This window comes from Sphaerisporangium corydalis (assembly GCF_025506355.1).
GTDB lineage: Bacteria > Actinomycetota > Actinomycetes > Streptosporangiales > Streptosporangiaceae > Sphaerisporangium > Sphaerisporangium corydalis.
The window spans coordinates 1-25,334 of the sequence record NZ_JANZYP010000080.1 but is presented as its reverse complement, the minus strand read 5'-3'; the positions used below and the strand labels follow the sequence as shown (position 1 = coordinate 25,334).

The following is a 25,334-nucleotide window of genomic DNA, read 5'->3' as shown; positions in this document are numbered from 1 at the left end:
TCTCACTCCCAGCGGAAGAACTTGGCCGCGGCGATGCTGATGACCAGGGCGTACGCGGCCATCACCACCAACATCAGCGGATCGGGGGCGCCGCCCGCCCAGACATCCTGCATGCTCTGCCGGAAAGCCCCCAAAGGGGTGTATTCGCCAATACGAGCCAAGATAACGGGCATTTTATCCGTGGGCTGCATCAGTCCCGCGAGAAACGCCATCGGGAAGTACAGCAGGACACCCACCCCGTTGGCGGCCCGCCCGTTCGGGGCCAGGGCCGCGATGAGCAGCCCGATGGCGAACATCGCCGCCGTGCCGAGCAGGAACGTCACCGCGATCAACGGCCCCCGGGTGGGCAGGTGAGCGCCCAGGACGGTGCCTGCGAAGATCACCAGCAGGCCGCAGGAGACCACCGCGAGGACGAACTGCAGGATCAGTTGCACGACCAGCATGCTCGCGGGACGTACCGGCGTGCTCGAAAGCCTGCGCAGGATGCCCCTCTCGCGGTAGGTGGCCATGGTGGTGGGCAGCATGTACAGGCCCACGAGGCCGACGGCGATCGCGAGCGCCATCGGCAGGAGCATGGTGTCGCCCGGCCCGATCGAGCTTCCGAAGATCACCAGAATGAACAGCGGGATGAGAAGCGAGAACATCGCTCCCGGCTCCCGGACCAGCAGCTTCAGTTCGACGAAGGTGAGCTTGGTCATGGTGGTCCTCCGTCAGTGGGTGGGGCCGAACGAACGGCCGGTCAGCGCGATGAACGCGTCGTCGAGGGTGCGCTTGTCGATGCGCAGGTCGCTGACCAGGATGTGATGCCGGGCGAGCCGGCCGGTGACGGCCGTGGCGAAGTCACCTCGGCCCCTGACGACCACCCGGTTTCCGTTCCTGCTCACGCCGGTGACGCCAGGCAGGTCGCCGAGTTCGACCAGGTCGCCGTCCATCAGCGTGAACCTCATGTGGTGCTCGGCGTCGGTCCCGTCGACCAGCCCGGCCGGGGTGTCGATGGCGACGACACGGCCGCCGTCGAACACCGCGACCCTGTCGCAGAGCTCTTCCACCTCGTCCATGAAGTGGCTGACCAGCACCACCGTCACGCCGCTCGCGCGGACCCGCTTGATCAGCTCCCACGTGGCACGGCGGGCCTGCGGGTCGAGTCCGGTGGTCAGCTCGTCGAGAAAGGCCACCGTCGGGCTGCCGACCAGCGCCAGGGCGATGAACAACCGCTGCTTCTGGCCACCCGACAGTTTCCCGAAACGGGCGGTGCGCTTGTCGGCCAGCCCCCACTCCTCGAGAAGCTCGCGCCAGTCGCGCGGCTTGGCGTAGAAGGAGGCGTAGAGGTCCAGCGCCTCCCACACCTTGATGTTCTCCGGCAACTGCGTGTCCTGGAGCTGCACGCCGATCCGCTCACGCAGCCGCCGCCCGTCCTTGACCGGGTCGAGCCCCAGCACCCTGATCGACCCGCCGTCCGGCCGCCGCAGCCCCTCCACGCACTCCACGGCGGTGGTCTTGCCGGTGCCGTTGGGCCCGAGGATGCCGAAGATCTCGCCCTCCGTCACGGAGAACGACACCCTGTCCAGAACCGTCAGATCCGCGTACCTCTTGTGGAGATCGGTGACCTCGATGACTGCCATGGATCAAGCATCTTCGGCCCGCGCTTCGGGCGAATCGGCCTGCCGGGTGTGATCATCCCTGGATGCGGCTGACCGGAGAACCAACCGAATGGTTGATGCCCCGGCCCGAGGTGTTCACCATCCGGCGGCGGGCAGGTGATCGTGCCAGGCGCACCTCGCGGCGGCGGACAGTAGGGTGAGCGCGGCCGCGCCGTGCGCTCCACCGGACACGAGATCCGGCACGAGAAAGAGGGGAAGACCATGGGTACCTTCGTGCTCATCCCAGGGATGTGCCACGGCGGCTGGTGCTTCGAGGAACTCACCGGCGGGCTTCGCGCGCACGGGCATGCCGTCCACCCGCTGACGCTGACCGGGGTCAGCGAGCGCGGCCACCTGCTGCACGGCGGAGTGAACCTCGACACGCACATCCAGGACGTGACTGCTGTGCTGGCCGCCGAGAACATCCAGGACGCGGTGCTGGTCGGCCACAGCTACGGCGGCATGGTGATCACCGGTGCCGCCGACCGCGCGCCCGACCGCGTGGACGCCCTGGTGTACATGGACGCCATGGTGCCGGAGGCCGGCGACTCCGCCTGGAACATCGTCTCCGACGACGAGCGGGGCTGGTACATGGACGTGGTGGAGACCGGCTACGCGGTACGGCCGCTGCCCTTCTTCGACCCACGGGCCACGCCCCACCCGATCGCCTCGCTGCTCCAGCCGCTCCGGCTCACCGGCGACCTCGCGCACATCCGCCGCAGGGACTACGTTTACGCCGCCAACTGGAACGGCGAATCACCGTTCACCCCCGTCTACCAGCGGCTGCGCGAGGACCCCGCGTGGACGACGCACGCGCTGGACGGCGGGCACAACCTCATGCGGGACGCGCCGAACGACCTGCTGAAGGTCCTCCTCCAGGTCGCCGACTCCACCGACGGCGCGGACCGCGGCTGACCACGCCGCGGAACCCCGACTGCGCGGGCCGTGCTGACCACGCCGCGGAACCCCGACTGCGCGAACTGCGGCTGACCACGCCGCGGAACCCGGCCGACGCGGGCCGCGGCGGGCTCGAGGCGGACCGGCCTAAGCCTCGGATCGCTTCTCCAGCCGGCTGCCGCGCGGCAGGGTGACGGTCATGATGTTGCTGGGGGTGTCCAGCTCGATCCGGTGCCCCCGCCCGCGCGGGACGATCGCGGCGGTCCCGGCCGTCAGCCTGATCTCCTCCTCCTGTTGTCCCGGCCGCTCCGGACGCAGGTAGAGCCGGATGATCCCGATAAGGCAGGACACGACCGTCTCGGCCTCGGGGTTGACCTCCCAGTGGTCGGAGTGCACGTCGGCATTGGTCTTCGCATGGAAGGCCGACAGCTGCCAGCCGTCCTGGCCGGAGCCGAGCGGCCGGTTCCCGGCGTGGATCTCGCCTTGGTGGAGGCGGAGGAACGACGCGAAGAGATCGATCGGGGTGACGGTCATGCCGACACGTCCTTCGAGCGGCGGTCTTCCGCTCAGTGGCTCGCGTGATGCGGCGGCCCCCGGGCTCATGTAACGGCGACTCGCCCTGACTTGAATCGTGAGCATGCCACCATCGTGGTCTTCAAGCGGGCCGCGGTCGTCCTGCCCGGGGAGACTCCTCCGTCCGGCACCTGGGCAGTAGAGACGGCCCCGATACATCGCCGGGAGTAGTGTCCGCTCAGATGCGGGATCAGTCGCGACGAGAACCTCCGCTCCGCCACAGGTGAGCCGGTCGGCGTTACCGGTATGGGCGGTCGATCGCCAGGTCCGCCGGCGGTGGGCTGACGTCGGGGAACGAGCCGTCGCCGAACATGATCCGCGCCGCCAGGGCACGACCGGCACGACCGCGCAGGACGGTCACCGCAGCCTCTGCCGCGACAGGGGAGCGGATGCCGGCGAACACGCGGCGCAGCGTCAGCCGGACGCGGAACCGGGTCCGCAACGCGTTCCCGTCGTACCGGCCCAGCATGCGCCGGTCGCCGGTACGCAGGTACCCGGCGGTGACCGCCGCGGCCAGTTCGGACATGCGCAGGCACGGGTCCAACCCGCCGGCCGTCAGCGGCGACACCGCGCCCGCCGCGTCTCCGACGAGCAGCCCGGCGGGGCACGCCAGCCGTCGCAGCACACCGCCGACCGGGATCGGCCCCCCTCGGCGCTCGACCGGCCCGGCGGGCGGGGTACGGCCGGGTGCGTCCGCCGCGAAAGCGTCCAGCAGGTGGCGGATGCCGGTGCGCATCGCGTGCGGATACCCCGCGACGCCGACGTGCGCGTGCCGTCCGTCGTCGATGACCCATCCCAGGTACCCCGGAGCGATCCGGGGATCCAGCACGCAGTGGAACGCCGGGGTGGTCGTGCCCGACGCGACCGGGTGGACGAGCTCGGCACCGACGAGGAAGCGCCGGTTGACGTCAAGACCGAGATCACGGGCCACCCGGGACCGAGCACCGTCCGCACCGACGATGAACCGGACCGCCACCGGTTCCGCACCCGCGAACCACACAAGGCCCATCGACGCGCCGACATACCGCACGCCCAGGTGAACCCGTGCCCCGGCCGACTCCGCCGCGCGCCGCGCGTGCTCGTAGACGGCCGCCATGTCGGCCACGCGGTACTCGTCCCGGTCACTGGTGAGCCGGACCGGCGCCCGCCGCGACGGCGGATACAGCAGCACGTCCCGGACACCCGGCCCGAGCAGGTGATCCGGCACGTCGAAGTCATCGAGAGTCCGGCGGACGAAGATCCCCGTCGTACGGATGCCCACCGACAGCGACCTGCGCCGGTCGACCATCATCACGTCAAGTCCCCGCAACGCGAGCAAACGAGCCGTATGCAACCCGGCCAGCCCCGCCCCCACGACCAGCACATCCACGGTCCGCATACTTAGCGACGCTAGGAGCGATATCTCACCCACACGATGATTTGCACGCTACCTGCCGCATACCTCCCCACCACCGCCACAACCGACCGTGGATATCCCCTCAAGACGCATTGCAGGCGCTCGCAGCGATCCAACACCACCGATGGCCGCCGTTCACGGGCTGCGGGGTTGTGTCATGAGGGAAGCCATGCGGGCCACCACGGTAGAACGCAATCGCCTGGGGTGCCCTCTGTGGCCAGGTCGTACAGGGTCATCGCTACCGGTCCGGCGACGGAACCGGCGACGGTGAGAGCGAGCAGGATGAGGCTCGACCATATGCGCCCGGCCGGCCAGGGCAGCCGGGCGACCAGATGGAATGACTGCGCGAGAAGTGCTGACAGTACTGAGACGATCGGAAAGATCACTAATCGGCTCAGGGACCACAAAGTGCCGGCGAAGTTCTCTCCCGAGCTCAGGTCGCCCAGGCAGTAGACCTGCGCGTGGGCCACCAGGTAGATGTCGAGGAAGGTGCCGAATGTGGCGCACGCCACGGCGATGATCGTGGAGAGCCCGCATCCGAACGTCCAGTAGATCTCGCGCGCTTCTGGCGCTCTCCATTTGATCATGACGTCAGCAAAGCAGACACGTATGCGAGCGACGTGCAGCCCTTGTGAGGACATGGTGCAGACGTGGTGGCGTTCGTGAAGGCGTCGGCCGTTGTCTGAGGGCCGCAGTTGTTGCCGCTGGTCACAGCCGGGCCGTCGTCGTCAGGGTGGCGGCGGTCAGGGTGGCGAGCAGGGTCCAGGCGGGGGTGAAAGTGCCGGTCAGGTCTGTGAGCAGGCCGAGCACGGGGGGCGCCAGGATGACCGCCACCTGGTTGACGGCCATGGCCAGGCCGAGGGCGAAGCCGGTGTGGTCCGGTGGTGCCGATTCGGCGGCGTAGGCGACCCAGGGGCCGTACCAGCCGATTCCGAAGAAGCCGAGCCAGACGAAGAGCAGGCAGGCCGCGACGGGGGATCGGCCGATGGGGGTCGTCAGCACCGTCATCCCGATGATCACGGCGGCCAGGCAGGTCAGGACGCAGGTATAGCGGCCGGATCGGCGGCGGTCGCTCCACGCCGCCAGGCAGATTCGGCCCAGCGCGCCCGCGCACTGAACCGCGACGTAGACCAGCGCCGCCGAGGCGGGGTCCATGGACGTCACCTCGTGCAGGTACAGCACGGTGAGGACGCCCACGCCGCTGTGCACCGACACCATGCTCGTACCGGACAAGATGATCTTCTTCATGTACGGTTCGCGGAGCGGTTCCAGCCGCAGACGGGACGTGGCCGGCATCGGGCGTCGGTCCGGTGGGCGGCGGTAGAAGGTCATGAAGGCGACGGCGCCCGACAGGGCGACGAGCGAGCCGGCCACGAGCGTCGACCGCCACCCGAAGGCCGTCGCCAGTGCGGGAAGGGCGAAGGCGGCGAAGACGCCCCCGAGCGGGAGCCCCGCCTGGCGGATGCCCATGGCCAGGCCACGCTGCGAGGCGTCGAACCAGGACGCGACCGATTTGCTGCCGCCCGGCTGAATGGTGCTGTACCCCGCGCCGACGATCAGCAGCACGACGAGCAGGGAGACGTACCCGGGGGCCGCGCTGCCGGCGGCCAGGGCGGCGGCGACCACGAGAGCACCGATCCCGACGACCCAGCGTTCGTCGTGGCGGTCCAGCAGTCGTCCCGCCACGAGGAGTCCGGCCAGCGGAAGTAGCTGGGCCGCCGACAGCAGCAGGCCCAGTTGGGTGGTGTTCAGCTCCAGGTCTCGTCGCAGGAGAACGCTCATCGCGCCGATGCCCTGCACGAAGAACGCGGCCGCGGCCTGGGTGAAGGTCGCGACACCCAGAATGACCCAGCGGTACCGCGATGAGTTCACGGCTTCCAGCACAGTAGGGGATCGGGGTGGTCGGAGAATCCGAGCTGCCGATAGAGCGGTTCCGCCTCGTGGGAGGCGGTGAGGTCGACCCGTACGGCGTCGCGGTCGCGGAACCAGTCGAGCAGGCCGAGCATGATCGCCCGGCTGTGCCCGCGCCGCCGGTACGACGGGTCGGTGACCATGCCGATGACGTGGCCGATCCGCCCGTTGCGGGAGTGGGGGCCGGGGAACCACTGTTCGATCGTGCCGATGCCGCAGGCGGCCAGGCCGGTGTCGCCGTCCACGACCAGGATCTGGCAGTCGGGTTCGGTCAGCTTCCGCGTGGAGACCCGTGCGAGCGTGTCGCGCCAGTCGTCGCCGGCGTTCGCGGGGGTGAAGAAGTCTCCGCCGAGGTCGTCGAAGAGCAGCGCCCTGAGGCGGACGAGTTCCGAAATATCGTGCTCTGTTGCTGTTCGCGGCATGGCGTCAAGGATGATGTAATGGTCTTGTGCACCTCAACCCTTACGGCGCGGACGTGGTGAACTTCGCCGCGGACCTGGCGAACCGCCCACCGGCGAGCGCCGGCGAACTCGCCGACCGTTGCCGCACGGCCGGTCTGGTGCTGGAACGCCCCGTCGAACCGGTGGATCTCGACCAGACCCTCGCCGTCATCGCCGCCTGGACGAACGTCGTCGATGCCACGGACGAGCGCGCGAAGGCCGAGCTGGTCAACGAGATGCTGGCCCGGTCGGCCGCCTACCCCCGGCTGACCGACCACGCCCATGGCTGGCACCTGCACTACCGCGACGACCTGCAGCCGCTCGGCGCGGTGCTGTTCGCGCTGATCTCCGTGGGCACGGCGATGCACCTCGTCAGCCGGGGCATGGACCGGCTCGGACGGTGTGCAGCCGCCGGTTGCGAGATGATCTTCTCGGACACCTCACGCACCGCGCGTCAGCGTTACTGCTCCCAGCCCTGCGCCAACCGCGACGCGGTACGCCGCCACCGCGCCCGACGGCCCACGCACGTCACCTGACTTGCTTCCCGCGCCGGGACAGGCGGCGGGAAGCGCGAAGGGCACCGTCACTCTCCCTGTTGGCGACGACGGTAGGCGCGGGTCTTGTGCCTGTTGCCGCATACCTCCATCCTGCACCAGCGGCCTCTGCCGTTGCGTGAGGTGTCGTAGAAGGCCCGGCGGCAGTCAGCCGAGGAGCACAGCTTCATGCGCTTCCAGCCGCCGCCGGCCACGCTCGTCGCCACCGTCTCGATGATGGCGTCGAGGCCGGCCACCCCGCTGGCGGCGGCGATGCGCAGTTGCCCGGACGAGTCCAGTGCCAGGCGCAGGGGAAACAGGGCGAGCGCCTGCGCGGCTTTCGCGCTGTCAGTGCCATCGGTGAGCGCGTCCCGCAGGGTGTCACGCAGGGCCACCGCGGGGGCCAGGTCGGATGGGCGCACTTCCTGCCCCGCGGTGGCCAGGCCATGCTCCTCGAGCCAGGCGGACAGGGCCTCGACCGAGGTGAGCCTGTCGCTGGGGACGAACTTCTCCCCGTGCCAGCTGAAGGACCTTTCGTCGAGCGTGTTGAGGAACTGCTCGACCACGTTCAGATCCACGACGGCGCCAGTCATGACACCACTGTAACGAAAAACTGGTGTTGACGACCCTCGACACCGGCTATAGCTTTTATAGGTGTCGAACTCACAGAAGATCCTAAGGACGAATGCCGACCCCCTGCTGGCGGTGCCCGACGCCGACCTCGACGATCTACGAGCCCGGCTGCGCGGGACGAGGTGGGCGAAGCCGTGGCCTGTCGCCGGATGGGAGGCGGGCACCGACGGTGAGGAATTGAGGCGACTGGTCGACTACTGGGCCTACGGCTACGACTGGCGCGAGCACGAGGCCGCCGTCAACGCGCTGCCTTCCCGGTTCGCCGACATCGACGGCACGCTCCTGCACTACCTGCGCTTCGACGCCGAGCGCGAAGGAGCCCTGCCCCTGGTCCTGACGAACGGCTGGCCGAGCACGTTCTACGAGCTGATCGAACTGGCACGAAGGCTCTCGACACCCTCACGGTACGGCGGTGACCCGCAGGACGCCTTCACGGTCATCGTGCCGTCCCTCCCCGGATTCACCTTCTCCTCCCAGCTTCCGGCCCTGGACGGGACGCTTCCCACGCACGAACTCTGGCACCGGCTCATGCACGACGAACTCGGCTTCGCCCGCTATGGCGCCCACGGCGGCGATCTCGGTGCGGGAATCACCGCCCTGCTGGCCCAGGCCCATCCCGAGTCCGTCATCGGCATTCACCTGTTGGACGTCGTGAGCACACCGCCCGACGTCGGCGCCGAAATGACCGACGAGGAACGTACCTATCTGAACGCTTTCGGTGCCTGGGCCTATGAAGAAGGCGCGTTCGCCCACCAGCAGCGCACCCGCCCGCTCACCCTGGCCCAAGGACTGAGCGACTCCCCCTCGGGCCTGCTCGCCTGGATACTGGAGAAGTACCGGGCCTGGAGCGACTGCGACGGAGATCTCGCCACCCGGTTCAGCGACGACTTCCTGCTCACCCAAGCCTCGCTGTACTGGTTCACCAACACGATCTCGACATCATTCGTGCCGTACTACGAAAGCGGCCAGGGACTCGTGCCCAAGCTCGAACGCGTCGAAGTGCCGACCGCACTCGCCCTGTTCCCCGCCAACCTCGGCGTCGTCGCACCCCGCGGCTTTGTGGAACGCAAGTACCACCTCACCCGATACACGCACCTGCCACGCGGCGGCCACTTCCCCGCTCACGAAGAACCCGAACTGCTGGCCGGCGACATCACCGCCTTCTTCCAGCAGACGGTAGAGGGGTAAAACTTGTCACCGGCCGCACGCGGGAGCAGGGGATCCTTGACTTCGCGACGTGTTCCCGAGCGTGTCCACGGGACCTCCACTCCCTGCCGCAGCGCCCCCCTGGGACCCTGGAACCAACGAACGCGAGCGGACCGTTACCCGCCCGGCCCGTGCCGCGCGGGGGCGCCGTTCGCCGGCTGATCAACCTTGCACGAAGTGGAGAACATGGTGCGCATCGGATTCACGCTCCCGCAGATGGGAGATCTGGCTCATTACCCGCGCGAGGTCGCGCGATTCGCTCAACAGGCCGAGCAACTGGGCGCGGACAGCCTGTGGGTGGGCGACCGGCTGCTGGCCCCGGTCGACCCGACCGTGGGATACGGCGGCGGCGACACCATCCCCGCCGCCTTCCACGCGCTCCTGGACCCGTTCGTCCTTCTGTCGATCGCGGCGGTCTCCACCGAGCGAGTCCGGCTCGGTACGAACGTCCTCAACGCCCCCTGGTATCCGCCGGCTTTGCTGGCCCGTTCCCTGACCAGTATCGACCTGGTCAGCGGCGGCAGACTGGTCCTGGGGTTCGGGGTGGGCTGGTCGCCGGAGGAATACGTCGCCGCCGGCGTTCCCATGGCGGAGCGCGGGGCACGCCTGGACGAGTGCCTGGACGCCCTGGACGCTTACTGGTCTCAGAATCCGGTCGAATATCAGGGCAGGCACTGGACCATTCCGGCGACGTACGCGGATCTCAAGCCCGTCCAGCGTCCCCGGCCGCCGATCTACCTGGGCGGATACTCCCCGGCGGCGATGGGCCGGGCAGCGCGGCGCGCGGACGGCTGGTTGCCGGTGGTGAGGCCGGGTTACGGCACACCTTGGGAGTTCAACGCCGCCCAGATCAACGGCCCGGTCGACCAGCTCAGGAGCAGGGCGGTGGAACACGGCCGCGATCCCGCTCAACTTGATCTCATCCTTCGCGTCTACCCGACCGAGGAGGCCACCGTGGACCAGATCGTCGACGCCCTCACCGGTGCGGAGCGGCACACCCCCGTGGAGCACGCGTTCGTCGACCTCATGGAAGTCGGCCAGGACATCGACCACGCACTCGAATTGGTCGGCCACATCCTGACCCGTGCACGAAACGCCTGACGAACTTCCCCCCGCAGGACGGACACCACAGGGACGCACACAGCGGGTGGGCTCTCGACGAGCCCTATCTTCCCAGCTCAGGGGCGCTTTTCTCATGTAAACGATCAATCCGCTGGTAAGGGCGGTGCTCATCGGCGCCTGTGCCGGTAGCGGTCGCTGATCAGAGCGGCGATGCCGGCGAGCGCGATCAGGCCGAAGGCGTTGGAGATGAGGAGGTTGCCGATGGTGACCGAGGTGACCACGTTGACGACGGAGCTGATCACCACCACCGACCACAGGACACGACGCGCCTTGCCGCTGGGGAGGGTGACGGACTGCGGCGTCTGAGCGGTTTCTCCGGTGGCGTGGATGCCGGCCATGGTGTGCTCCTTGTCCGATGCGATCGACAGGTCGTTTGCGATGCATCGAAGTTTACGGACGATCACCGCTGGCAGCGATCCCGCCAATAGGACAAACGGGGTATAGCCTGCTGTACTCCCGGTCAGCGATCTACGACGATCCGGGTGTCCTGCGGTCTGGTCGAGGAGGTACGGATGCCGACCGGTGAGGCCCGTGCCGACCAGGGGACGGCCGATCGGTGGGACGTTCTCGCCCGCGCCCGCGCCACCCTGGACGCACTCGAGCACCTTTTCAGCGGGCTGGGCACCGTGGTCCTGGCACTGATCGCACTCCTGTTGGTGATCGGCACCGCGCTGACCTGCCTGGTCGGTGTGGGGTTGTTGCTGGTGCCCTTCACGCTGCGTGGGCTGCGGGCGATCGCCGATCGGGAGCGTGCCCGGCTGTCACGCTGGGGTGGTCCGGAGTTGATCAGCCCGGAGTCGGTGCCGTCCGGGCCGCGTGCCGCCATCGCCGATCGGGCCACGCGCCGGGAGCTGGGCTGGGTGGGCGCCCACGTCACCCTCGGGCTGGTTCTTTCCGTGGTCGGGATCACGCTGCCCATGTACGTGGTGCGTAACGCTACATTCCCGTTTTGGTGGTGGTCGTTGCCGCAGGATGAGGCGGCGAGCATGTCCATGGGGCTGTGGCCGGTGCGGGATCTGTACGGCGCGATCGGAGTCGGTCTGCTGAGTGTGGCGTGGCTCGTCATCGCCATGGTGATCCTTCCGGGTATGGCGCGGCTGCAGGCATGGCCCGGACGGCGACTCCTGGCCCCTGACCCCGGTACCGACCTCGCACTGCGTGTCGCGCAGCTCACCGCGACCCGCGCCGCCGCACTGGACGCGCACGCCAGCGAGTTGCGGCGCATCGAACGGTCGCTGCACGACGGGACGCAGAACCGGATCGTGGCGGTCACCGTTCTGGTCGGCGCGGCGCGCCGCGCGCTGGCGCGTGACCCGGCCACCGCCGAGGACATCCTCGGACGCGCGCAGGACGCGGCCGAGCAGGCGCTCGCCGAGCTTCGCGGGGTCGTCCGCAGCATCCTGCCGCCGGTGCTGACCGACCGGAGCCTCGCCGACGCCCTCACCGGCCTGGCCACGGCGTGTCCGGTGCCCTGCCGGATCGACGCCGACATCCCCATACGGTGCGCCGCGTCCGTCGAGGCCACGGCCTATTTCGTGGCGGCCGAGACGCTCACCAACATCGCCAAGCACAGCCAGGCCCGGCACGCCACCGTCAAGGTCCGCCGCGACGATGACCGGCTCAGCCTCCAGATCACCGACGACGGCCACGGCGGGGCGGAGGAGCGCGGCGGGTCAGGTCTGGTCGGCATCCGCCGGCGTATCGAAGCACACGATGGGACATTCATGCTGGACAGCCCCCCCGGTGGACCCACCACCCTCACTGTGAGCCTGCCATGCGGATCGTGATCGCCGAGGACGACGCGCTGCTGCGCGAAGGCCTCGCGCTGCTGCTGCGCGCCGAGTCACTCGACGTCGTGGCCACCGCCGCCGATGCCGGCGGTTTCCTGGACGCCATCGACGCCCACAAACCGGACGTCGCCATCGTCGACGTCCGCATGCCGCCGACCCACACCGACGAGGGGATCGTCGCGGCGGTGGAGGCCCGGCGACGTCAGCCGGGCCTGGCCGTGCTCGTGCTGTCGGCCTACGTCGAGCAGGCGTTCGCCACCGAACTGCTCGCCCACGGCAGCTCGGGCCTGGGATACCTGCTGAAGGAGAGGGTCGGGCGAGTCCAGGAATTCCTGAGCGCGCTGCACCGGGTGGCGGACGGAGGTACGGCCATCGACCCCGATGTCGTCGCGCAACTGCTGGTACGCACCCGGCCCGACGTCCAGCTGGACCGCCTCAGCCCTCGTGAGCGCGACGTGCTGGCCCTGATGGCCGAGGGTCTGGGCAACGCCGCCATCGCCGAACGGCTCTTCGTCACCGACGGCGCCGTCCACAAGCACATTCGCAGCATCTTCGCCAAGCTCGAGCTGGCGCCCACCGACCGGGCGGACCGGCGCGTCACCGCCGTCCTGCACTACCTCGAGGACTCCGACCGCCGAGCCTGACCGCCGTCCACCCTTGGCACCATTGACCGCCGCCTCCGCCACCGCCGCGACCGGCCCCGGCCACACCTCCGAGATCGTAAGGGAACACCTGGAACGCCTGGTCAAGAGCGGTGCCTTCCCCGCCGCGCTGGCCTCGACGCGTGACGCCGCGGGGCGGACCCGCAACTACACCACCGGTGTGGCGGACCTGAGGAGGCGATGATCGCTGACAACCACGTTGCCGGTGGCGGAGCAGGATGCCGCTCGCGAGGTCGCGGAAGACGCGCTGTACGAGGGCGTTGTACGGAGATCAGAAAGGCCACTTCCGATGATGGAAGTGGCCTTTGACCTGGGTGGAGCTGAGGGGATTCGAACCCCTGACCCCTTCGATGCGAACGAAGTGCGCTACCGGACTGCGCTACAGCCCCGTGGGACTCGACCAGATTAGCAAACTTTGGCCACTGCCCGCGCCACTGGTGGGCCGGGGTTGGTCCGGGGCCCGGGATGGGGGCCCGTTGGTCAGTGGGTGGCGCAGGTTATGCAGGTTGTCGTGGCGGGGCGGGCTTTGAGGCGGTCGAGGGGGATGGGGTGGCCGCAGCCCTCGCATACGCCGTAGGTGCCGGCGTGGAGGCGGTCGAGGGCGCGGTCGAGGTCGGTGAGGTGGGTGCGGGCCTGGTCGAGCAAGGACTGGACGTGGGCCCGTTCGAAGGCGGTCGAGGAGCCTTCGGGGTCGTGCTCGTCGTCGGTCGCCACCAATGAGGATGATTCGACCATGTCATCCCAGTCGCGGGTCAGGGCGGTGATCCGGGCCATGGTCAGCTCGCGGTCCGCGCCGAGGAGGTCGCGCATGGTCGTCTCCTCGGCCGTAGACAGGGCGGTGGGAGGTCTGTCGGGCATTGGTGGTGCCCTCCTTAGGCGGGGTGGTGGGAGGTCTGCAGGGCATCGTCAGACGGGGGTGTGGGAGGTCTGTCGGGCGTCGGTGTGCACTCCTTGTGCCAGTTTGGGGTGGCCGCTCGGGATGGGGTGGGGTGTTTCTGGTGTGTGGGGTCGGTTCCCGGTGTTCTGGATGGGGAAACGCGGGAGAGGGTTTCTTTAGTAGGAGACGAGGGGACTCTTCTTTGCCGTTTCCGGCGTTTCCTCGATAATCGCTGAAGGAGACTTCGTGGCGTGCCAGAGTAGTTAACCCGGTGCCCGCTGGAGGCGCCGATATTCGTGAAGTGAAACGCCGGCACGCGTTTGGTCCGTCGGAGGTCTGGGTGGCGACAGTCGGCAACGGGAACGGCGATGGGGACGGGAAGCGGCCCGGATGGCGCAGGATCATGGTGCCGGCTCTCGTGGGCACGGCCGTGGTGCTCATCGCGTCCGCGATCGGCTACTCCGCCACGACCCAGCCGGCCCCGCCGCCGTCGGATCCGGCCGTCTCCGGCGCCTCCCCCGAGGAGGCCGCCGAACGGTCCTGCGAGCCGCTGCCCTCCAGGGCGAACGTGCACCAGATGAGTGACACCATCACGTTCCCCGAGATCTCGTACTCGGTCGACGAGGCGGGCGACCGGCCGCGCATCGACCTGGCCGGGACGTACCGGGGGGACATCGACGAGGGGCGGCGCATCGCCGTCATCGCGCGTGCGGACCCCGGCTCGCGTGACGCCGGTCCCGAGCACCGTCCGGGCGACGGTCACTACTACTACGTGCAGGAACTGCAGGTCGATGAGGAGGCGCACTGCTGGTCGGCGCTCTCGCTCAACCCGGCGGACAGCGGGTCCAGGGGGCTCGACTGGCATCTCTACCTGGTCCTGGTCCCCGTCGACTTCGGCGTCACGTCGGTGTCGGCCCGCAACCAGGTCGAGGACGGCGTCTTCGAGGAACTGGAGTCGCTCGCCGTGTTCAGGGTGAACATCTAGCCGGCCGGGTGTGCGCCAACGTCCGCCCGGGTCGGTGCACCAACGTCTGGCGCCCAGGTGTGTGCCAACGTCCGACGGCGGGGTGTGTGCCACGTCTGGTCGGCCGCTGTACGGGCTTTGTGGGGTCATGGGTCGGTGTCGGGAATAGGGAATGGCGTTCTGGGTAAGCGGGGGACATTTATAGGAAAGTGCCTTATATCTCGTTATCCACGCTTATCGTTGCGAGCCATGGCGAAGGGGTAGGAAGGTAGCGTCAACACGCCGTTATCAAGGGGGGCACATGATCAGGTCACTCCACCGAATGGGAATCCGGTCCGGCATGATGTACACGGCCGGGATCATTTCCGTCGGCGCGTCGTTCGTTTCGTGGATCCTGTCCAAGGAATACGAGGGCGACATCGCCCGCGCCGACCGCTGGGGTCTGTTCGTCGGCGAGTGGGCACCGACCTTCTTCGCGATGGGCGTCGCCCTCAAGATCGAGGAGACGCGCGAGGAGATCATGACCGGCCGCACCGAAGAGGACCGACGCCAGCAGGATCGGATGGGCCGTCGCATGGGTGGCCGCATGACCGCCGGAGTCTGAGGAGATATCCCCTGTTCGTTATGGTCGTCCGTGCGCCGGGAGGTGCGCGGACGACCTGTGTGACAGGAGATGGTTCGTCGTTTTGTGTACCAGGTGCTCGTGCGCCCCTGCGACGAGGCCGGTGGACGAGGCCGGTGCCAGGTCAGTTCAGGCGTTGGGCCTTGCTGAGGAGGCGTTGGGCGATCACCACGAGGGCGAGGAAGCCGCCGCTGACCACCTGCTGGAAGGACGAGGTCAGGTCGCCGATCTGGTTGATGAGGCTCTGGATCACCCCGAGCAGCAGCACCCCGGAGACCGTGCCGGTCACGCTGCCCGCGCCGCCGGTGAGCAGGGTGCCGCCGATGACGACCGCCGCGATCACGTCCAGTTCGAGGCCGATGCCGAGGATGGTGACCCCCGAGGAGAGCCGGGCCGCGTTCAGCGCGCCCGCGAGCCCGGCGAGCAGGCCGGACATCAGGTACACCAGCACCTTGGTCCGGACGACCGGGACGCCCATCAGGGTCGCGGCGTGCTCGTTGCCGCCGATGGCGAAGACGTTCTGCCCGAAGCCGGTCCGCTGCAGCAGGAGCATGCACAGCAGGGCGAGCGCGGCGGCGATGTAGACCGGGTACGTGAGACCGAACAGTTCTCCTTGGCCGAGCGCGGCGAAGGCCGGGTTCTTGACCAGGTAGGTCGTCGCGCCCTCGTTCGAGAGGGCGAGCATCAGGCCGCGGACGCCGAGCAGGCCGGCGAGGGTCACGATGAACGGGGCCATGCCGGTGCGGGCGATGATCAGGCCTTGGACCAGCCCGAACGTCCCGCAGACCGCCAGGGGGAGCAGCAGCGCCACCACGACCCCCGCCTGCGAGCCGTACGCCGCGAGGACGCCGCCGAGGACGAAGAGCGAGCCGACGGACAGGTCGATGCCACCGCTGATGATCACGAAGGTCATGCCGAGGGCGATGATGGCGAGGAACGAGGAGGAGACCACGACGCTCGCCGCGTTCTCCGGTGTGGCGAAGAAGTCGAAGGCGACGCTGCCGACGACGACGAGGACGGCGAGGACGATCAGGGCACCGTGGTGCTGCAGCAGCCGGCCCACGTGCTCGCGCCGCGCCGCGGCCGCCGTCCGGGCGGCGGGGGCGTCGTGCGCCGGCAGCACCTCGGAGTCGGTCATCATGCTCCACGCTCCAGGGAGGGGTCGGCATCGGAGTCGATCATGTTGGGGCCACTCCGCTCGCGTCGGGGCGGATCGCCGGGCGGCCGCGTGAGGGAGGACGTGCGCACCCGGGGGGTGGGGTCATCGGGGGCCGCGTTCTCGGGTGACGTAGACGGCGGTGAGGATGATGACCGCCTGGACCATCTGGGTCCAGGACTGGGGGAGGTTGTGCTTGATCAGGGTGGCGGAGAGGAGTTGCATCAGCAGGGCTCCCATGACGGTGCTGAGGACCCTGATGCGCCCGCCGGCCAGCGGGGTGCCGCCGACCACCACGGCCGTGATCGCGGAGAGTTCGATGAACAGGCCGAGCGAGGTGGGGTCGCTGGCCTGCAGGCGGGCCGTGGCCAGTACCCCCGCGAGCGCGGCCAGCGCCCCGGAGATCATGTAGACCGTCATCAGGACGCGTTTCACCGGCAGGCCGGACAGCTCGCTCGCCGTGCGGTTGCCGCCGATCGCGACCACCTGCCGGCCGAACGTGGTCCGGCGGACGAGGAAGGCCATGAGCAGGGTCAGGGCCGCCGCGATGACCACGATGATCGGCACTCCGGCGACGGAGCTGCTGCCGAGCGCGATCAGGTCCGGGTTGCGGAACTCCATGAGCTGCGGCACGAGCACGTTGGCCAGGCCGCGCACGCCGACGAGCAGCGCGAGCGTGGCGACGATCGGCTGCACACCCACGTAGGCGACCAGCGAGCCGCCGGCCGCTCCGACGGCGGCGCCCGCGACGAGCGCCACGATGAGGGCGGGCAGGACGCCGTACCCGAGGTAGAGCACGACCATGGCCGCCGACAGCGCCATCACCGACCCGACCGACAGGTCGATCCCCTGTGTGCCGATCACCAGCGCCATCCCCAGCGAGACGATCACGATGGGGGTGACCTGGACGAGCTGGGTGCGGAAGTTGGCGACGTCCAGGAAGCGGGGGGTGAAGAGCACGTTGAGCACCAGGAGGGTCAGTACGGCGGCGTACACCCCGTACTCCTGGAGCCAGGCGAACAGGCGCGTCCGGTCCACGCGCGTGGCCGGCGCCGCGGTCGTGGTGTCAGTCATGGGATTCCGCTTTCGAGGAGTGGTCCGCCCGTGTGACCGGTTCCACGGCCAAGGGGCCGGAGGTGGGGGAGTGGTGGGCTATGGAGGTCATGATGCCCTGCTCGGTGACGTCGGCGCCGGAGAGTTCGGCCACGACGGCGCCCTCGCGCAGGACGATGATGCGGTCGGAGCCCTCGGCCAGTTCCTCCAGGTCGGAGGAGATCAGCAGGACGCCGAGGCCCTCGTCCGCCAGTTCGTCGATCAGGGCCTGGACCTCGGCCTTGGCGCCCACGTCGATGCCCCGGGTGGGCTCGTCCAGCAGCAGCACCTTGGGGCGTACGGCGAGCCACCGGGCCAGCAGGACCTTCTGCTGGTTGCCGCCGGACAGCTCGGAGACCTTCTGGTGCGGCGAGGAGGCCTTGATCCGGAGCTTGCGGATGAAGGCGTCGACCACCTCGTCGACCCGCGCGTCCGACACGACGCCGCCGCGCGCGAGGCGGGAGAGCGAGGCCAGGACGATGTTCTCGCGCACCGAAAGGTTGGGGATGATGCCCTCGGCCTTGCGGTCCTCGGGGAGCAGGCTGACGCCGGCCCGGATCGCGGTGGTCGTGGAGCCGCGCCGCAGCGGCAGCCCGGCGACGAGCACCACACCGGAGTCGAGCGGCAGTGCCCCGAGGATCGCCTTGGCGGTCTCGCTGCGCCCGGCGCCGAGCAGCCCGCCGAGGCCGACGACCTCGCCGGGCCGCACGCTGACCGACACGTCCCGGAGCACGTGCCTGCTGGTGAGGGACCGCGCCTCCATGACGGGCGCGCCGGTGGCTTCGGCGTCGTGGTCGCGGGAGAACCGGGTGGCGCCGCTCGTCCTGACCTCGTCGAGGGCGCGGCCGAGCATGAGGGAGATGAGCCGGAGCCGGTCCAGGCCGGCCATCGGCCCGGTGTGCGCCAGGCGGCCGTCCCGCAGGACGGTCACCCGGTCGCAGACCTGGTACAGCTCGTCGAGCCGGTGGCTGACGTAGACCACGGCGATCCCGTCGTCGCGGAGCCGCCTGATCACCCCGAACAGGGTCTCCACCTCGCGCGGTTCCAGCGACGAGGTGGGTTCGTCCATGATCACGACGCGTGCGTCGACCGAGATGGCCCTGGCCAGGGCGACCATCTGCTGGGCGCCCATGCCGAGCGTGCGCAGGGGACGGCGTACGTCCGTCCGCACCCCGTACCCGGCGAGCAGGGCCTCGGCCTCGGCGTACATGCGGGTGGCGTCGATCACCCCCAGCCGGTTGCGGGGCTCGCGTCCGAGCAGCAGGTTGCGGGCCACGCTCATCATCGGGACGAGGTTGACCTCCTGATAGATCGTCGAGATGCCGGACCTCTGGGCCTCAAGGGGCGTGCCGAAGGCGACGCGTTCCCCCTGGTAGCGCAGCTCGCCGCCGTCCGGCCGGTAGACGCCCGTGAAGACCTTGATCAGGGTCGACTTCCCGGCCCCGTTCTCGCCGACCAGGGCGTGCACCTCGCCCGGGAGCACGGCGAACGACACCCCGTCCAGCGCCACGACGCCGGGAAAGCGTTTGGTGACCTGCCTGGCTTCCAGCACGGGCTCCTCGGACGCGCCCACTGACCTCCCCCTTCACGTCGGTTCCCGGTACGAGCGGCGCGTGCCGCCCGCGCCGGCCTGGGTCAGTACGCCTCGTCCAGGCCCGCCTTGGCGGTGTCCCCGGCGTACTCCCGGTCGGAGATGATCACCTTGTCGGGGATCGCCTGGCCGTCCAGGAACTTCTGGGCGGTCTCGAATGCGAGCGGGCCGAACCTCGGGTTGGATTCGATCACGGAATACAGCCAGCCGTCGACGATGCCCTGAACGGCGCTCCGGGTGCCGTCCACCGACACGATCTTGATGTCCCCGGCCTCCTTGCCCGCGCCCTTGAGCGCGGTCACCGCGCCGAGCGCCATCTCGTCGTTCTCCGCGTAGATCCCGTTGATGTCCGGGTTGGACTGGATGAGCTGCTCGGTGACCTGCTGGCCCTTCTCCCGGGCGAACTCGCCGGTCTGCTCGAACGAGATCTCGATGCCGGGCGCCTGCTTCCGCACCTGCTCCTTGAAGCCGTTGGTGCGCTCTGTGGTCACGTTGTTGCCCGGCGCCCCGAGCAGGATCGCGACCTTGCCCTTGCCGTCCAGCGCCTTGATCATCTGGTCGGCCGCGCGCCTGCCCTGCTCGTAGAAGTTGGAGCCGATGAAGGTCAGGTAGTCGCCGCAGGACGTGGCGTTGATCTTCCGGTCGACCGTGATGATCGGGATCTTCTTGGCGGACGCCTGCTGGAGCACCGGCTCCCAGCCGTCGGAGTTCAGCGGGGCGATGACCAGGAGCTGGGCGCCCTGAGCGATCAGTTGCTGCACGTCGGTGATCTGCTTGGAGAACTGGGACTGCGCGTTGGTCACCCTGAGCTTCTGAATGCCGAGCTTGGCGGCCTCGTCCTTGATCGACCTGGTTTCGGCGATGCGGAAGGGGTTGGCCTCCTTCTCCGACTGGGAGAAGCCCACCGTCGCCGCCTTGAGGTCGAACTTCGTGCCGCCGAACTTGGCGAGCGTGCAGGTGGGACCGGCGTCGCCGGTGGGCGTCTGCACCACCTGCCGTCCCTGGGTGTCGCTCGCGGCCGGTGCGGCCGTGGTCTCCTCCGACTTCGCGCAGCCGGCGGCCGCGAGGACCACGGCCAGGGCGATGGCGGCTGTGCGGGTGTGACGGCCGGGCTCCATGGTCATGAGCTTTCCTTCCCCTGGGGGGTGTGCCGTACGCGGCGACGCCCTTCGAGCGGCCGACGTCTTGCGCGCAGAATCGGATGTCGCGAAATCGAGCGGGTCTGGATGGATGCTGCCCCAAAATAAGCATCAATGGACCAAAACAGTCAAGAGTTCCGATCACAAACGCTCTAACTCGGTCACGATCGGCGGTGACCCAGGCCCTCGCCGTACGGCTCGCGGCGGTGTCGGCGGGCCGACTATGATCAGAATCGGACAAGTGTTATACGGGCGGCACGGATGACAAGGTGGGAGCCGTGGGCGACACCGGGGGATCGGGTGAGGTCCGCCGGCCTGTGTTCGCCGCCGAGCGACGGCAGCGCATCATCGAGCTGGTCCGCGTCAACGGCGCGGTCTCGCTGAGGGAGCTGGCCCAGGCGGTGCGGTCGTCGGAGGTCACGGTGCGCCGTGACCTGCGGGCCCTTGAGGCCGAAGGCCTGCTCAACCGCCACCACGGCGGCGCGACGCTGCCCGGCGAGCTGTCGCGCGAGCCGACGCACTCACAGAAGTCCCAGGTCGCCTCCATCGAGAAGAGCGTGATCGCCGACCTCGCCGCCTCGCTGGTCGAGGACGGCGACGCCATCGTGGTCGGGCCCGGCACGACCACCCAGGAGTTCGCCCGCAGGCTCAGCAGGAACACCGAACTGGCCGTCGTGACGAACTCGCTGCTGGTCGCCCAGGCGCTCGCCGGCTCCCCCCGCGTCGAGGTGGTCCTCACCGGCGGCACCCTGCGCGGCTCCATCCACGCGCTCGTCGGCAGCGCGGCCGAGCGGTCGCTCGCCGGGCTGCGCGTGCGGCGGGCGTTCATCTCGGGCAACGGGCTGTCGGCGGAACGCGGGCTCTCCACGCCGAACCTGCAGGTCGCGAGCGTGGACCGCGCCCTCGCGGCGGCGGCGGAGGAGGTCGTCGTGCTGGCCGACCACACCAAGATCGGCATCGACACGATGGTGCAGACGGTGGCGACCGAGCAGATCGACCACCTGGTCACCGACGACGGCGCGCCCCGTGACGTCCTCGACGAGCTGACCGGCCGGGGCGTACGGCTCCATGTCGCCCGGCTGGGCTGACCCGTCCGGCCCGCGTCGTCCCGCCGGACCGTCCGGGAGCGTACGGTGTGCGGCCTGGCAGGGTCGTGGCGAGGCGTGACTGGTTTTGATCGTCCGTGATCCGATAAGTTTCCTTCTGTTACGAGAATGTGTCATTCCCCGATCACCATCGGTCTCACCGAGGTGTCTCCTCTCGCCGAGCCAGGTCGTCCGGGGAGGAAGCTTGTGACAGGTAGCAGCGTGGTCCTCCAGGCCGCCGGCGTTCTGAAGAGCTTCCCCGGCGTCCGCGCGCTCGACCACGTGTCGGTGGCCGTCGCCGAGGGGGAGGTCCACGCGCTCGTCGGCGGCAACGGCGCGGGGAAGTCCACTCTGGTCAAGGTGTTCTCCGGCGTGTACCAGCCGGACGGGGGAGAGGTCCGCCACCTCGGTGAGCCCGTGAGGTTCGCCGGCCCGCTCCAGGCGCTGCGCGCGGGGATCTCGACGATCTACCAGAAGGGCAACCTCGCTCCCCAGATGAGCGTGGCCCGCAACATCTTCCTCGGCCGGGAGCCGCGCGGGCGCCTCGGGCTCATCGACTTCACCCGGATGCACGCGGACGCCGAGGAGATCCTCGCCGGGTACGGCGTGCGCGCCGACGTGCGCCGGCCGGTGGCGGCGCTGCCCGCCGGCACGCAGCAGCTGGTCGCCCTCGCGCGCGCCGTCTCCGCCGGGGCCAAGGTCGTGATCATGGACGAGCCCACGTCCTCGATGGAACCCGGCGAGGTCGAGACGCTCTTCCGCGTGATCGACGGGCTCAGGGACGGCGGCCGTTCGGTGATCTACGTGAGCCACCGGTTGGAGGAGCTCTACCGCGTCTGCGACCGGGTCACGGTCCTGCGGGACGGCAGGGTCGTGCACACCGGCCCGATGTCCGGCCTGGACCGCTTCAGGCTCGTCTCGCTCATGCTGGGCATGCCGTTCAACCCGCCGAGCGGCCCCGCGCAGGCAGGCGGCCCGGCCGACGAGCCCGCCGACCTGCCGATCCTGGAGGCCACCGGCCTCAGCCGGCGCCACGTCCTGGCCGACATCTCCATCGCCCTGCGCCCCGGAGAGGTCGTCGGCCTCGGCGGCCTGCTCGGCGCCGGGCGCAGCGAGACGGCGCGGGCCATCGCCGGGGTGGAGCCCCTGGACGCCGGGCAGGTGACCGTCGCGGGCGCCCCGCTCGGCAAGTGGTCGATCAGGAGCGCCATCCGGGCCGGCATCGGGCTGGTCCCGGAGAACCGCAGGACCGAGGGGATCATCCCCAGCCTGTCGGTGCGGGACAACATCGCGCTGGCGGCGCTCCCCCGCCTGTCACGGGCCGGGATCGTGTCGGACGCCCGCGTCGACCGGATCGTGGCCACCTTCATGCGGCGGCTGCGCATCAAGGCGGTGTCGCCGGGCCAGCGGGCCGGGGAGCTGTCGGGCGGCAACCAGCAGAAGGTGCTGCTGGCCCGCTGGCTCGCGATGAACCCGAAGGTGCTGCTCCTGGACGAGCCCAGCCACGGCGTCGACGTCCCCAGCAGGGCGGAGATGCGGTCGCTCATCGACGAGCTGGCGGTCGACGGCCTCGCGGTGCTGCTGATCTCCTCGGACGTGGGCGAGCTGGTGGAGAACTGCGACCGCGTCGTGGTCCTGCGGGACGGGACGGTCGCCCGCGAGCTCACCGGCCATGACGTGACCGAGGACAACATCATGTCGGCCATCGCGGCACCCGCCCTAGGCCCCGCCGAGACCTGACCCGCCTCTCAGGACAGCTCAGGAGAGGGCGACGTACTGGCGGGGGCGGAGGGCCTGGCCGCGCAGGGCGGCGAGCGCGGCGGCCCGGCCGACCGGCGTCAGCGTCGCCGGCGCGGGCTCGCGGGAAGCGGCGCCGGAGCGCCCACCCCCCGGGGAACCCGCGGACACGGCACCCGAGGCCGTGGACCCGGTGGACCCGTCGGGGGAGGTGATCTGCGCGGGGGAGGCGCACAGGTCGAGCGCCTCCAGGCGGTGGCGCAGCTCCACCAGGGGACGGGCCACGTCGGCGGGGGTGGCGGTGCGCCAGCCCTCGCCCACGACGACTTCGGTGATGCGCTCGGCGAGCGACTCGCACGGCAGCTCCCGGCCGTCGCTCATGATCATCAGCCCGACCTCGCGGACCGACATCTCCATCTCCCGCTCGCCCGTCGCCGGTGTCAGCAGCGCGGCGGACACGGCCTGCCACATGGCGGCCGGGTCGGCGAGCAGCCTGCCGCCCGCCGGGGTGATCAGGAGCCGCCGGCCGATGCGGCGCACGGCCTGCATCTCGTGCTCGGCGATGCGGCGCAGGGTGCGCAGGGCGGCCGTGCCGTGCTCGCTGCGCGCGGCGGTCATCTCCCAGCCGAACCGCTCGGCCGCCTCGACGACAAAGGCGCGGGCGATGTTGTGCCGCTGGGTGAGGGGCAGGCCCTCGGGGCGGGAGGCGGCCGTGAGCAGCCAGCGCAGGGCGTCGAAATGGGCGCCGTCGGGGGCGGGGACAGGGGCGTGGAGGCGGACCTCGAAGGGCTGGGCCAGCTCGCGGCGGGCCGCGCCCCGGCCGAGCACCCAGCGGTTGAGCCGCTCGCCGTGCACCCGGTTGAGCCAGTTGTCGCCGCCCAGTTCGGTGCGGGGGGCGGTGAGCCAGCGGCGGGTCAGCGCCTCGGCGCGGGGTTTCCAGGTGCCGGCCGCGGGGTCGAGCTCGCCGGACACGATGGCGAGCTCCAGGGCGGCCGAGCAGGCGAGGTGGGCGCCTAACTCCTCCGGCCCCATGATCGAGCTCCAGAGCAGTTCCGGCACGTCGGGCGGGAGCACGCCGGTGGCGCTGAGGGCGCGCTGGTAGGCCGCCGTGCCGGCCTCCTCGCCCTCGCGGGCGTAGGCGCGCAGGATCTGGGCCGTGGCCGGGGACACGCACAGGGCGGCGTAGCGGTCCATGCCGCCGAGGCGCAGCAGCCTGCCCAGCGCGCGGGCGATGTCGCCGTGGTCGCCGGTCACCTTCAGGGGCAGGGTGAACCAGAGGAACTCGCACACATCGAGCTGAGTGATCGTTTCGAGTGGCTCGGCGCCGGTCAGCCACTCGACGGCGATCCTGGCGTCGTCGGCGACGTCCGGATCGGAGCGCTCCAGCTCGGTGAGGAGCGCGGCAACGTCGGGTGCAGGCATGCCCCGCAGTCTGCCGTATAGGCCTGGGCCCTGACGACGACCACCACCACGGACGATTTCCACGTCACCTACCTGTAAGGCCAGAAAGGGCAGAAGGGCTGGGTTGTACCGGTCGGCGGGTCATATCCAGCGGTCCAGCAGCATGCGCCGGTGCCAATCGTCGTAGGGAATGATCTCGGCGGCGATAACGGGGTACAGCCACCAGAAGTTAATCAGTGTTACGAGCAGGAAGGCACCCGAAAGCGAGGCTCCGATGATCCGCCTCATGGGTTCGGCGTCGGCGGGTCCGATGAGGAGTCCGGCGGCCAGGGTGAGGGCGAGGATCATGAAGGGGAGCATGGGGGCGACGTAGAACAGGAACATGGTGCGGTGGTCGGCGATGGCGTAGTAGAACCAGGGCAGCCATCCCACGGCGTAGGCCAGCAGGACCGCGCCGGCCCGCCAGTCGCGGGTGGCGACGTACCAGGCGATCAGCGCGATCAGGGCGATCACCGCCCCGTACCAGATCACCGGCGTCCCCACCCCGAGCACGGCCTGGGAGCACTTCGCGGCCCCGCAGCCGCCGGGGCTCTCGTAGAAGAAGGCGACGGGCCGCAGCAGCAGCGGCCACTGCCAGGGCTGCGACTGGTAGGGGTGGGTGGAGTCCAGGCCCGTGTGGAAGCTCAGGACCATCCACTGGTAGTTCCACCAGGACCGCAGCGAGTCGAAGATGAAGTAGACCCAGCCGCTTGAGGTGGCCTGGGCCCAGTTTCGGCCGTATCCGTAGGCCGAGGCGAACCACCCGGTCCACGACGCCATGTACGCCACCGCCGGCACCAGACCCATCGCGGCCAAAGCCGTCGGCAC

26 protein-coding genes, 1 tRNA gene and 1 pseudogene are annotated in these 25,334 nt (G+C 69.7%); 11 read left to right on the top strand and 17 right to left on the bottom strand.

All coding sequences use genetic code 11. The features are described from left to right. Positions 1 to 2 precede the first annotated feature (2 nt). Both NYZ98_RS36520 and NYZ98_RS36515 read right to left on the bottom strand, forming a co-directional pair. On the bottom strand, positions 3 to 698 hold the full coding sequence (locus tag NYZ98_RS36520; RefSeq protein WP_262849034.1) for an ABC transporter permease: 696 nt from the start codon (positions 696 to 698) through the stop codon (positions 3 to 5). 12 nt (positions 699 to 710) lie between these two features. Further along, positions 711 to 1,622: an ABC transporter ATP-binding protein gene (locus NYZ98_RS36515; RefSeq protein WP_262849032.1), complete on the bottom strand. Its 912-nt coding sequence runs from the start codon at positions 1,620 to 1,622 to the stop codon at positions 711 to 713. Between the two features lie 240 nt (positions 1,623 to 1,862). Here NYZ98_RS36515 and NYZ98_RS36510 point away from each other — a divergent pair, with 240 nt between their 5' ends. Further along, positions 1,863 to 2,555 carry an alpha/beta fold hydrolase gene (locus NYZ98_RS36510; RefSeq protein WP_262849030.1) on the top strand — a complete coding sequence of 231 codons (693 nt, stop codon included), beginning with the start codon at positions 1,863 to 1,865 and terminating at the stop codon, positions 2,553 to 2,555. Between the two features lie 129 nt (positions 2,556 to 2,684). Here NYZ98_RS36510 and NYZ98_RS36505 read toward each other — a convergent pair whose 3' ends face one another. The 5 genes from NYZ98_RS36505 to NYZ98_RS36485 form a co-directional block, all read right to left on the bottom strand. Then, positions 2,685 to 3,071 carry a cupin gene (locus tag NYZ98_RS36505; protein ID WP_262849028.1) on the bottom strand — a complete coding sequence of 129 codons (387 nt, stop codon included), beginning with the start codon at positions 3,069 to 3,071 and terminating at the stop codon, positions 2,685 to 2,687. 277 nt (positions 3,072 to 3,348) lie between these two features. Continuing rightward, positions 3,349 to 4,488 carry an FAD-dependent oxidoreductase gene (locus tag NYZ98_RS36500; RefSeq protein WP_262849026.1) on the bottom strand — a complete coding sequence of 380 codons (1,140 nt, stop codon included), beginning with the start codon at positions 4,486 to 4,488 and terminating at the stop codon, positions 3,349 to 3,351. 173 nt (positions 4,489 to 4,661) lie between these two features. Further along, positions 4,662 to 5,093 carry a hypothetical protein gene (locus NYZ98_RS36495; RefSeq protein WP_262849024.1) on the bottom strand — a complete coding sequence of 144 codons (432 nt, stop codon included), beginning with the start codon at positions 5,091 to 5,093 and terminating at the stop codon, positions 4,662 to 4,664. 121 nt (positions 5,094 to 5,214) lie between these two features. Continuing rightward, positions 5,215 to 6,378 carry an MFS transporter gene (locus NYZ98_RS36490; RefSeq protein ID WP_262849021.1) on the bottom strand — a complete coding sequence of 388 codons (1,164 nt, stop codon included), beginning with the start codon at positions 6,376 to 6,378 and terminating at the stop codon, positions 5,215 to 5,217. Next, complete coding sequence (locus NYZ98_RS36485) at positions 6,375 to 6,839, bottom strand: GNAT family N-acetyltransferase (protein WP_262849019.1); 465 nt, start codon at positions 6,837 to 6,839, stop codon at positions 6,375 to 6,377. The genes NYZ98_RS36490 and NYZ98_RS36485 overlap by 4 nt, the downstream gene beginning before the upstream one ends. Positions 6,840 to 6,865: 26 nt before the next feature. Here NYZ98_RS36485 and NYZ98_RS36480 point away from each other — a divergent pair, with 26 nt between their 5' ends. After that, entirely contained in the window at positions 6,866 to 7,393 is a 528-nt protein-coding gene (locus tag NYZ98_RS36480) for a CGNR zinc finger domain-containing protein (RefSeq protein WP_262849016.1), read from the top strand. Positions 7,394 to 7,440: 47 nt separating this feature from the next. Here NYZ98_RS36480 and NYZ98_RS36475 read toward each other — a convergent pair whose 3' ends face one another. Next, entirely contained in the window at positions 7,441 to 7,983 is a 543-nt protein-coding gene (locus NYZ98_RS36475; protein ID WP_262849014.1) for a CGNR zinc finger domain-containing protein, read from the bottom strand. Positions 7,984 to 8,044: 61 nt separating this feature from the next. Here NYZ98_RS36475 and NYZ98_RS36470 point away from each other — a divergent pair, with 61 nt between their 5' ends. Then, positions 8,045 to 9,211 carry an epoxide hydrolase family protein gene (locus NYZ98_RS36470; protein ID WP_262849012.1) on the top strand — a complete coding sequence of 389 codons (1,167 nt, stop codon included), beginning with the start codon at positions 8,045 to 8,047 and terminating at the stop codon, positions 9,209 to 9,211. A 204-nt stretch (positions 9,212 to 9,415) separates the two neighbouring features. Then, positions 9,416 to 10,330 (top strand): TIGR03619 family F420-dependent LLM class oxidoreductase, encoded by a 915-nt coding sequence (locus tag NYZ98_RS36465; protein WP_262849010.1) that lies wholly within the window; start codon positions 9,416 to 9,418, stop codon positions 10,328 to 10,330. Positions 10,331 to 10,458: 128 nt separating this feature from the next. Here the strand turns inward: NYZ98_RS36465 and NYZ98_RS36460 are convergent, their stop codons facing one another. Then, positions 10,459 to 10,689: a hypothetical protein gene (locus tag NYZ98_RS36460; RefSeq protein WP_262849008.1), complete on the bottom strand. Its 231-nt coding sequence runs from the start codon at positions 10,687 to 10,689 to the stop codon at positions 10,459 to 10,461. Positions 10,690 to 10,863: 174 nt separating this feature from the next. Between NYZ98_RS36460 and NYZ98_RS36455 the strand changes: the two genes are divergently transcribed. From NYZ98_RS36455 to NYZ98_RS36445, 3 genes are read left to right on the top strand one after another with little or no spacing between them, the layout of a single operon-like run. Then, complete coding sequence (locus NYZ98_RS36455; protein WP_262849006.1) at positions 10,864 to 12,138, top strand: sensor histidine kinase; 1,275 nt, start codon at positions 10,864 to 10,866, stop codon at positions 12,136 to 12,138. Continuing rightward, entirely contained in the window at positions 12,126 to 12,785 is a 660-nt protein-coding gene (locus NYZ98_RS36450; RefSeq protein WP_262849004.1) for a response regulator, read from the top strand. The genes NYZ98_RS36455 and NYZ98_RS36450 overlap by 13 nt, the downstream gene beginning before the upstream one ends. Positions 12,786 to 12,807: 22 nt before the next feature. After that, positions 12,808 to 12,987, top strand: a complete 180-nt coding sequence (locus tag NYZ98_RS36445) for a hypothetical protein (RefSeq protein ID WP_262849003.1) — start codon at positions 12,808 to 12,810, stop codon at positions 12,985 to 12,987. Positions 12,988 to 13,118: 131 nt separating this feature from the next. Here the strand turns inward: NYZ98_RS36445 and NYZ98_RS36440 are convergent. Next, positions 13,119 to 13,192: transfer RNA gene (locus NYZ98_RS36440), tRNA-Ala, on the bottom strand. Positions 13,193 to 13,283: 91 nt separating this feature from the next. Beyond that, positions 13,284 to 13,661, bottom strand: a complete 378-nt coding sequence (locus NYZ98_RS36435) for a TraR/DksA family transcriptional regulator (RefSeq protein WP_262849000.1) — start codon at positions 13,659 to 13,661, stop codon at positions 13,284 to 13,286. Positions 13,662 to 14,020: 359 nt separating this feature from the next. On the opposite strand from NYZ98_RS36435, the gene NYZ98_RS36430 reads away from it, so the two are divergent. Together NYZ98_RS36430 and NYZ98_RS36425 are read left to right on the top strand one after the other, a co-directional pair. Continuing rightward, entirely contained in the window at positions 14,021 to 14,665 is a 645-nt protein-coding gene (locus tag NYZ98_RS36430) for a hypothetical protein (protein WP_262848997.1), read from the top strand. A 319-nt stretch (positions 14,666 to 14,984) separates the two neighbouring features. Next, positions 14,985 to 15,248, top strand: coding sequence for a hypothetical protein (locus NYZ98_RS36425; protein ID WP_262848995.1), 264 nt, complete (start codon positions 14,985 to 14,987; stop codon positions 15,246 to 15,248). A gap of 142 nt (positions 15,249 to 15,390) precedes the next feature. Here the strand turns inward: NYZ98_RS36425 and NYZ98_RS36420 are convergent, their stop codons facing one another. The 4 genes from NYZ98_RS36420 to NYZ98_RS36405 all read right to left on the bottom strand — a co-directional run bounded on the left by NYZ98_RS36420 (position 15,391) and on the right by NYZ98_RS36405 (position 20,229). Further along, positions 15,391 to 16,407, bottom strand: a complete 1,017-nt coding sequence (locus tag NYZ98_RS36420) for an ABC transporter permease (RefSeq protein ID WP_262848993.1) — start codon at positions 16,405 to 16,407, stop codon at positions 15,391 to 15,393. 120 nt (positions 16,408 to 16,527) lie between these two features. Continuing rightward, positions 16,528 to 17,496, bottom strand: a complete 969-nt coding sequence (locus NYZ98_RS36415) for an ABC transporter permease (RefSeq protein WP_262848991.1) — start codon at positions 17,494 to 17,496, stop codon at positions 16,528 to 16,530. Next, entirely contained in the window at positions 17,489 to 19,087 is a 1,599-nt protein-coding gene (locus NYZ98_RS36410) for a sugar ABC transporter ATP-binding protein (RefSeq protein WP_262848989.1), read from the bottom strand. Before NYZ98_RS36410 ends, NYZ98_RS36415 begins: the two co-directional genes overlap by 8 nt. 62 nt (positions 19,088 to 19,149) lie before the next feature. Beyond that, the gene (locus NYZ98_RS36405) at positions 19,150 to 20,229 is read right to left on the bottom strand and encodes an ABC transporter substrate-binding protein (protein ID WP_262848987.1); all 1,080 of its coding nucleotides are present in this window, start codon (positions 20,227 to 20,229) and stop codon (positions 19,150 to 19,152) included. Between the two features lie 293 nt (positions 20,230 to 20,522). On the opposite strand from NYZ98_RS36405, the gene NYZ98_RS36400 reads away from it, so the two are divergent. Both NYZ98_RS36400 and NYZ98_RS36395 read left to right on the top strand, forming a co-directional pair. After that, the gene (locus NYZ98_RS36400; protein ID WP_262848984.1) at positions 20,523 to 21,332 is read left to right on the top strand and encodes a DeoR/GlpR family DNA-binding transcription regulator; all 810 of its coding nucleotides are present in this window, start codon (positions 20,523 to 20,525) and stop codon (positions 21,330 to 21,332) included. 204 nt (positions 21,333 to 21,536) lie between these two features. After that, positions 21,537 to 23,069 (top strand): sugar ABC transporter ATP-binding protein, encoded by a 1,533-nt coding sequence (locus NYZ98_RS36395; RefSeq protein WP_262848982.1) that lies wholly within the window; start codon positions 21,537 to 21,539, stop codon positions 23,067 to 23,069. An 18-nt stretch (positions 23,070 to 23,087) separates the two neighbouring features. On the opposite strand, the gene NYZ98_RS36390 is transcribed toward NYZ98_RS36395, so the two are convergent. Next, positions 23,088 to 24,488, bottom strand: coding sequence for a hypothetical protein (locus NYZ98_RS36390; RefSeq protein ID WP_262848980.1), 1,401 nt, complete (start codon positions 24,486 to 24,488; stop codon positions 23,088 to 23,090). Between the two features lie 120 nt (positions 24,489 to 24,608). Then, a pseudogene (locus NYZ98_RS36385) lies at positions 24,609 to 25,334 on the bottom strand (phospholipid carrier-dependent glycosyltransferase); the annotation flags it as partial.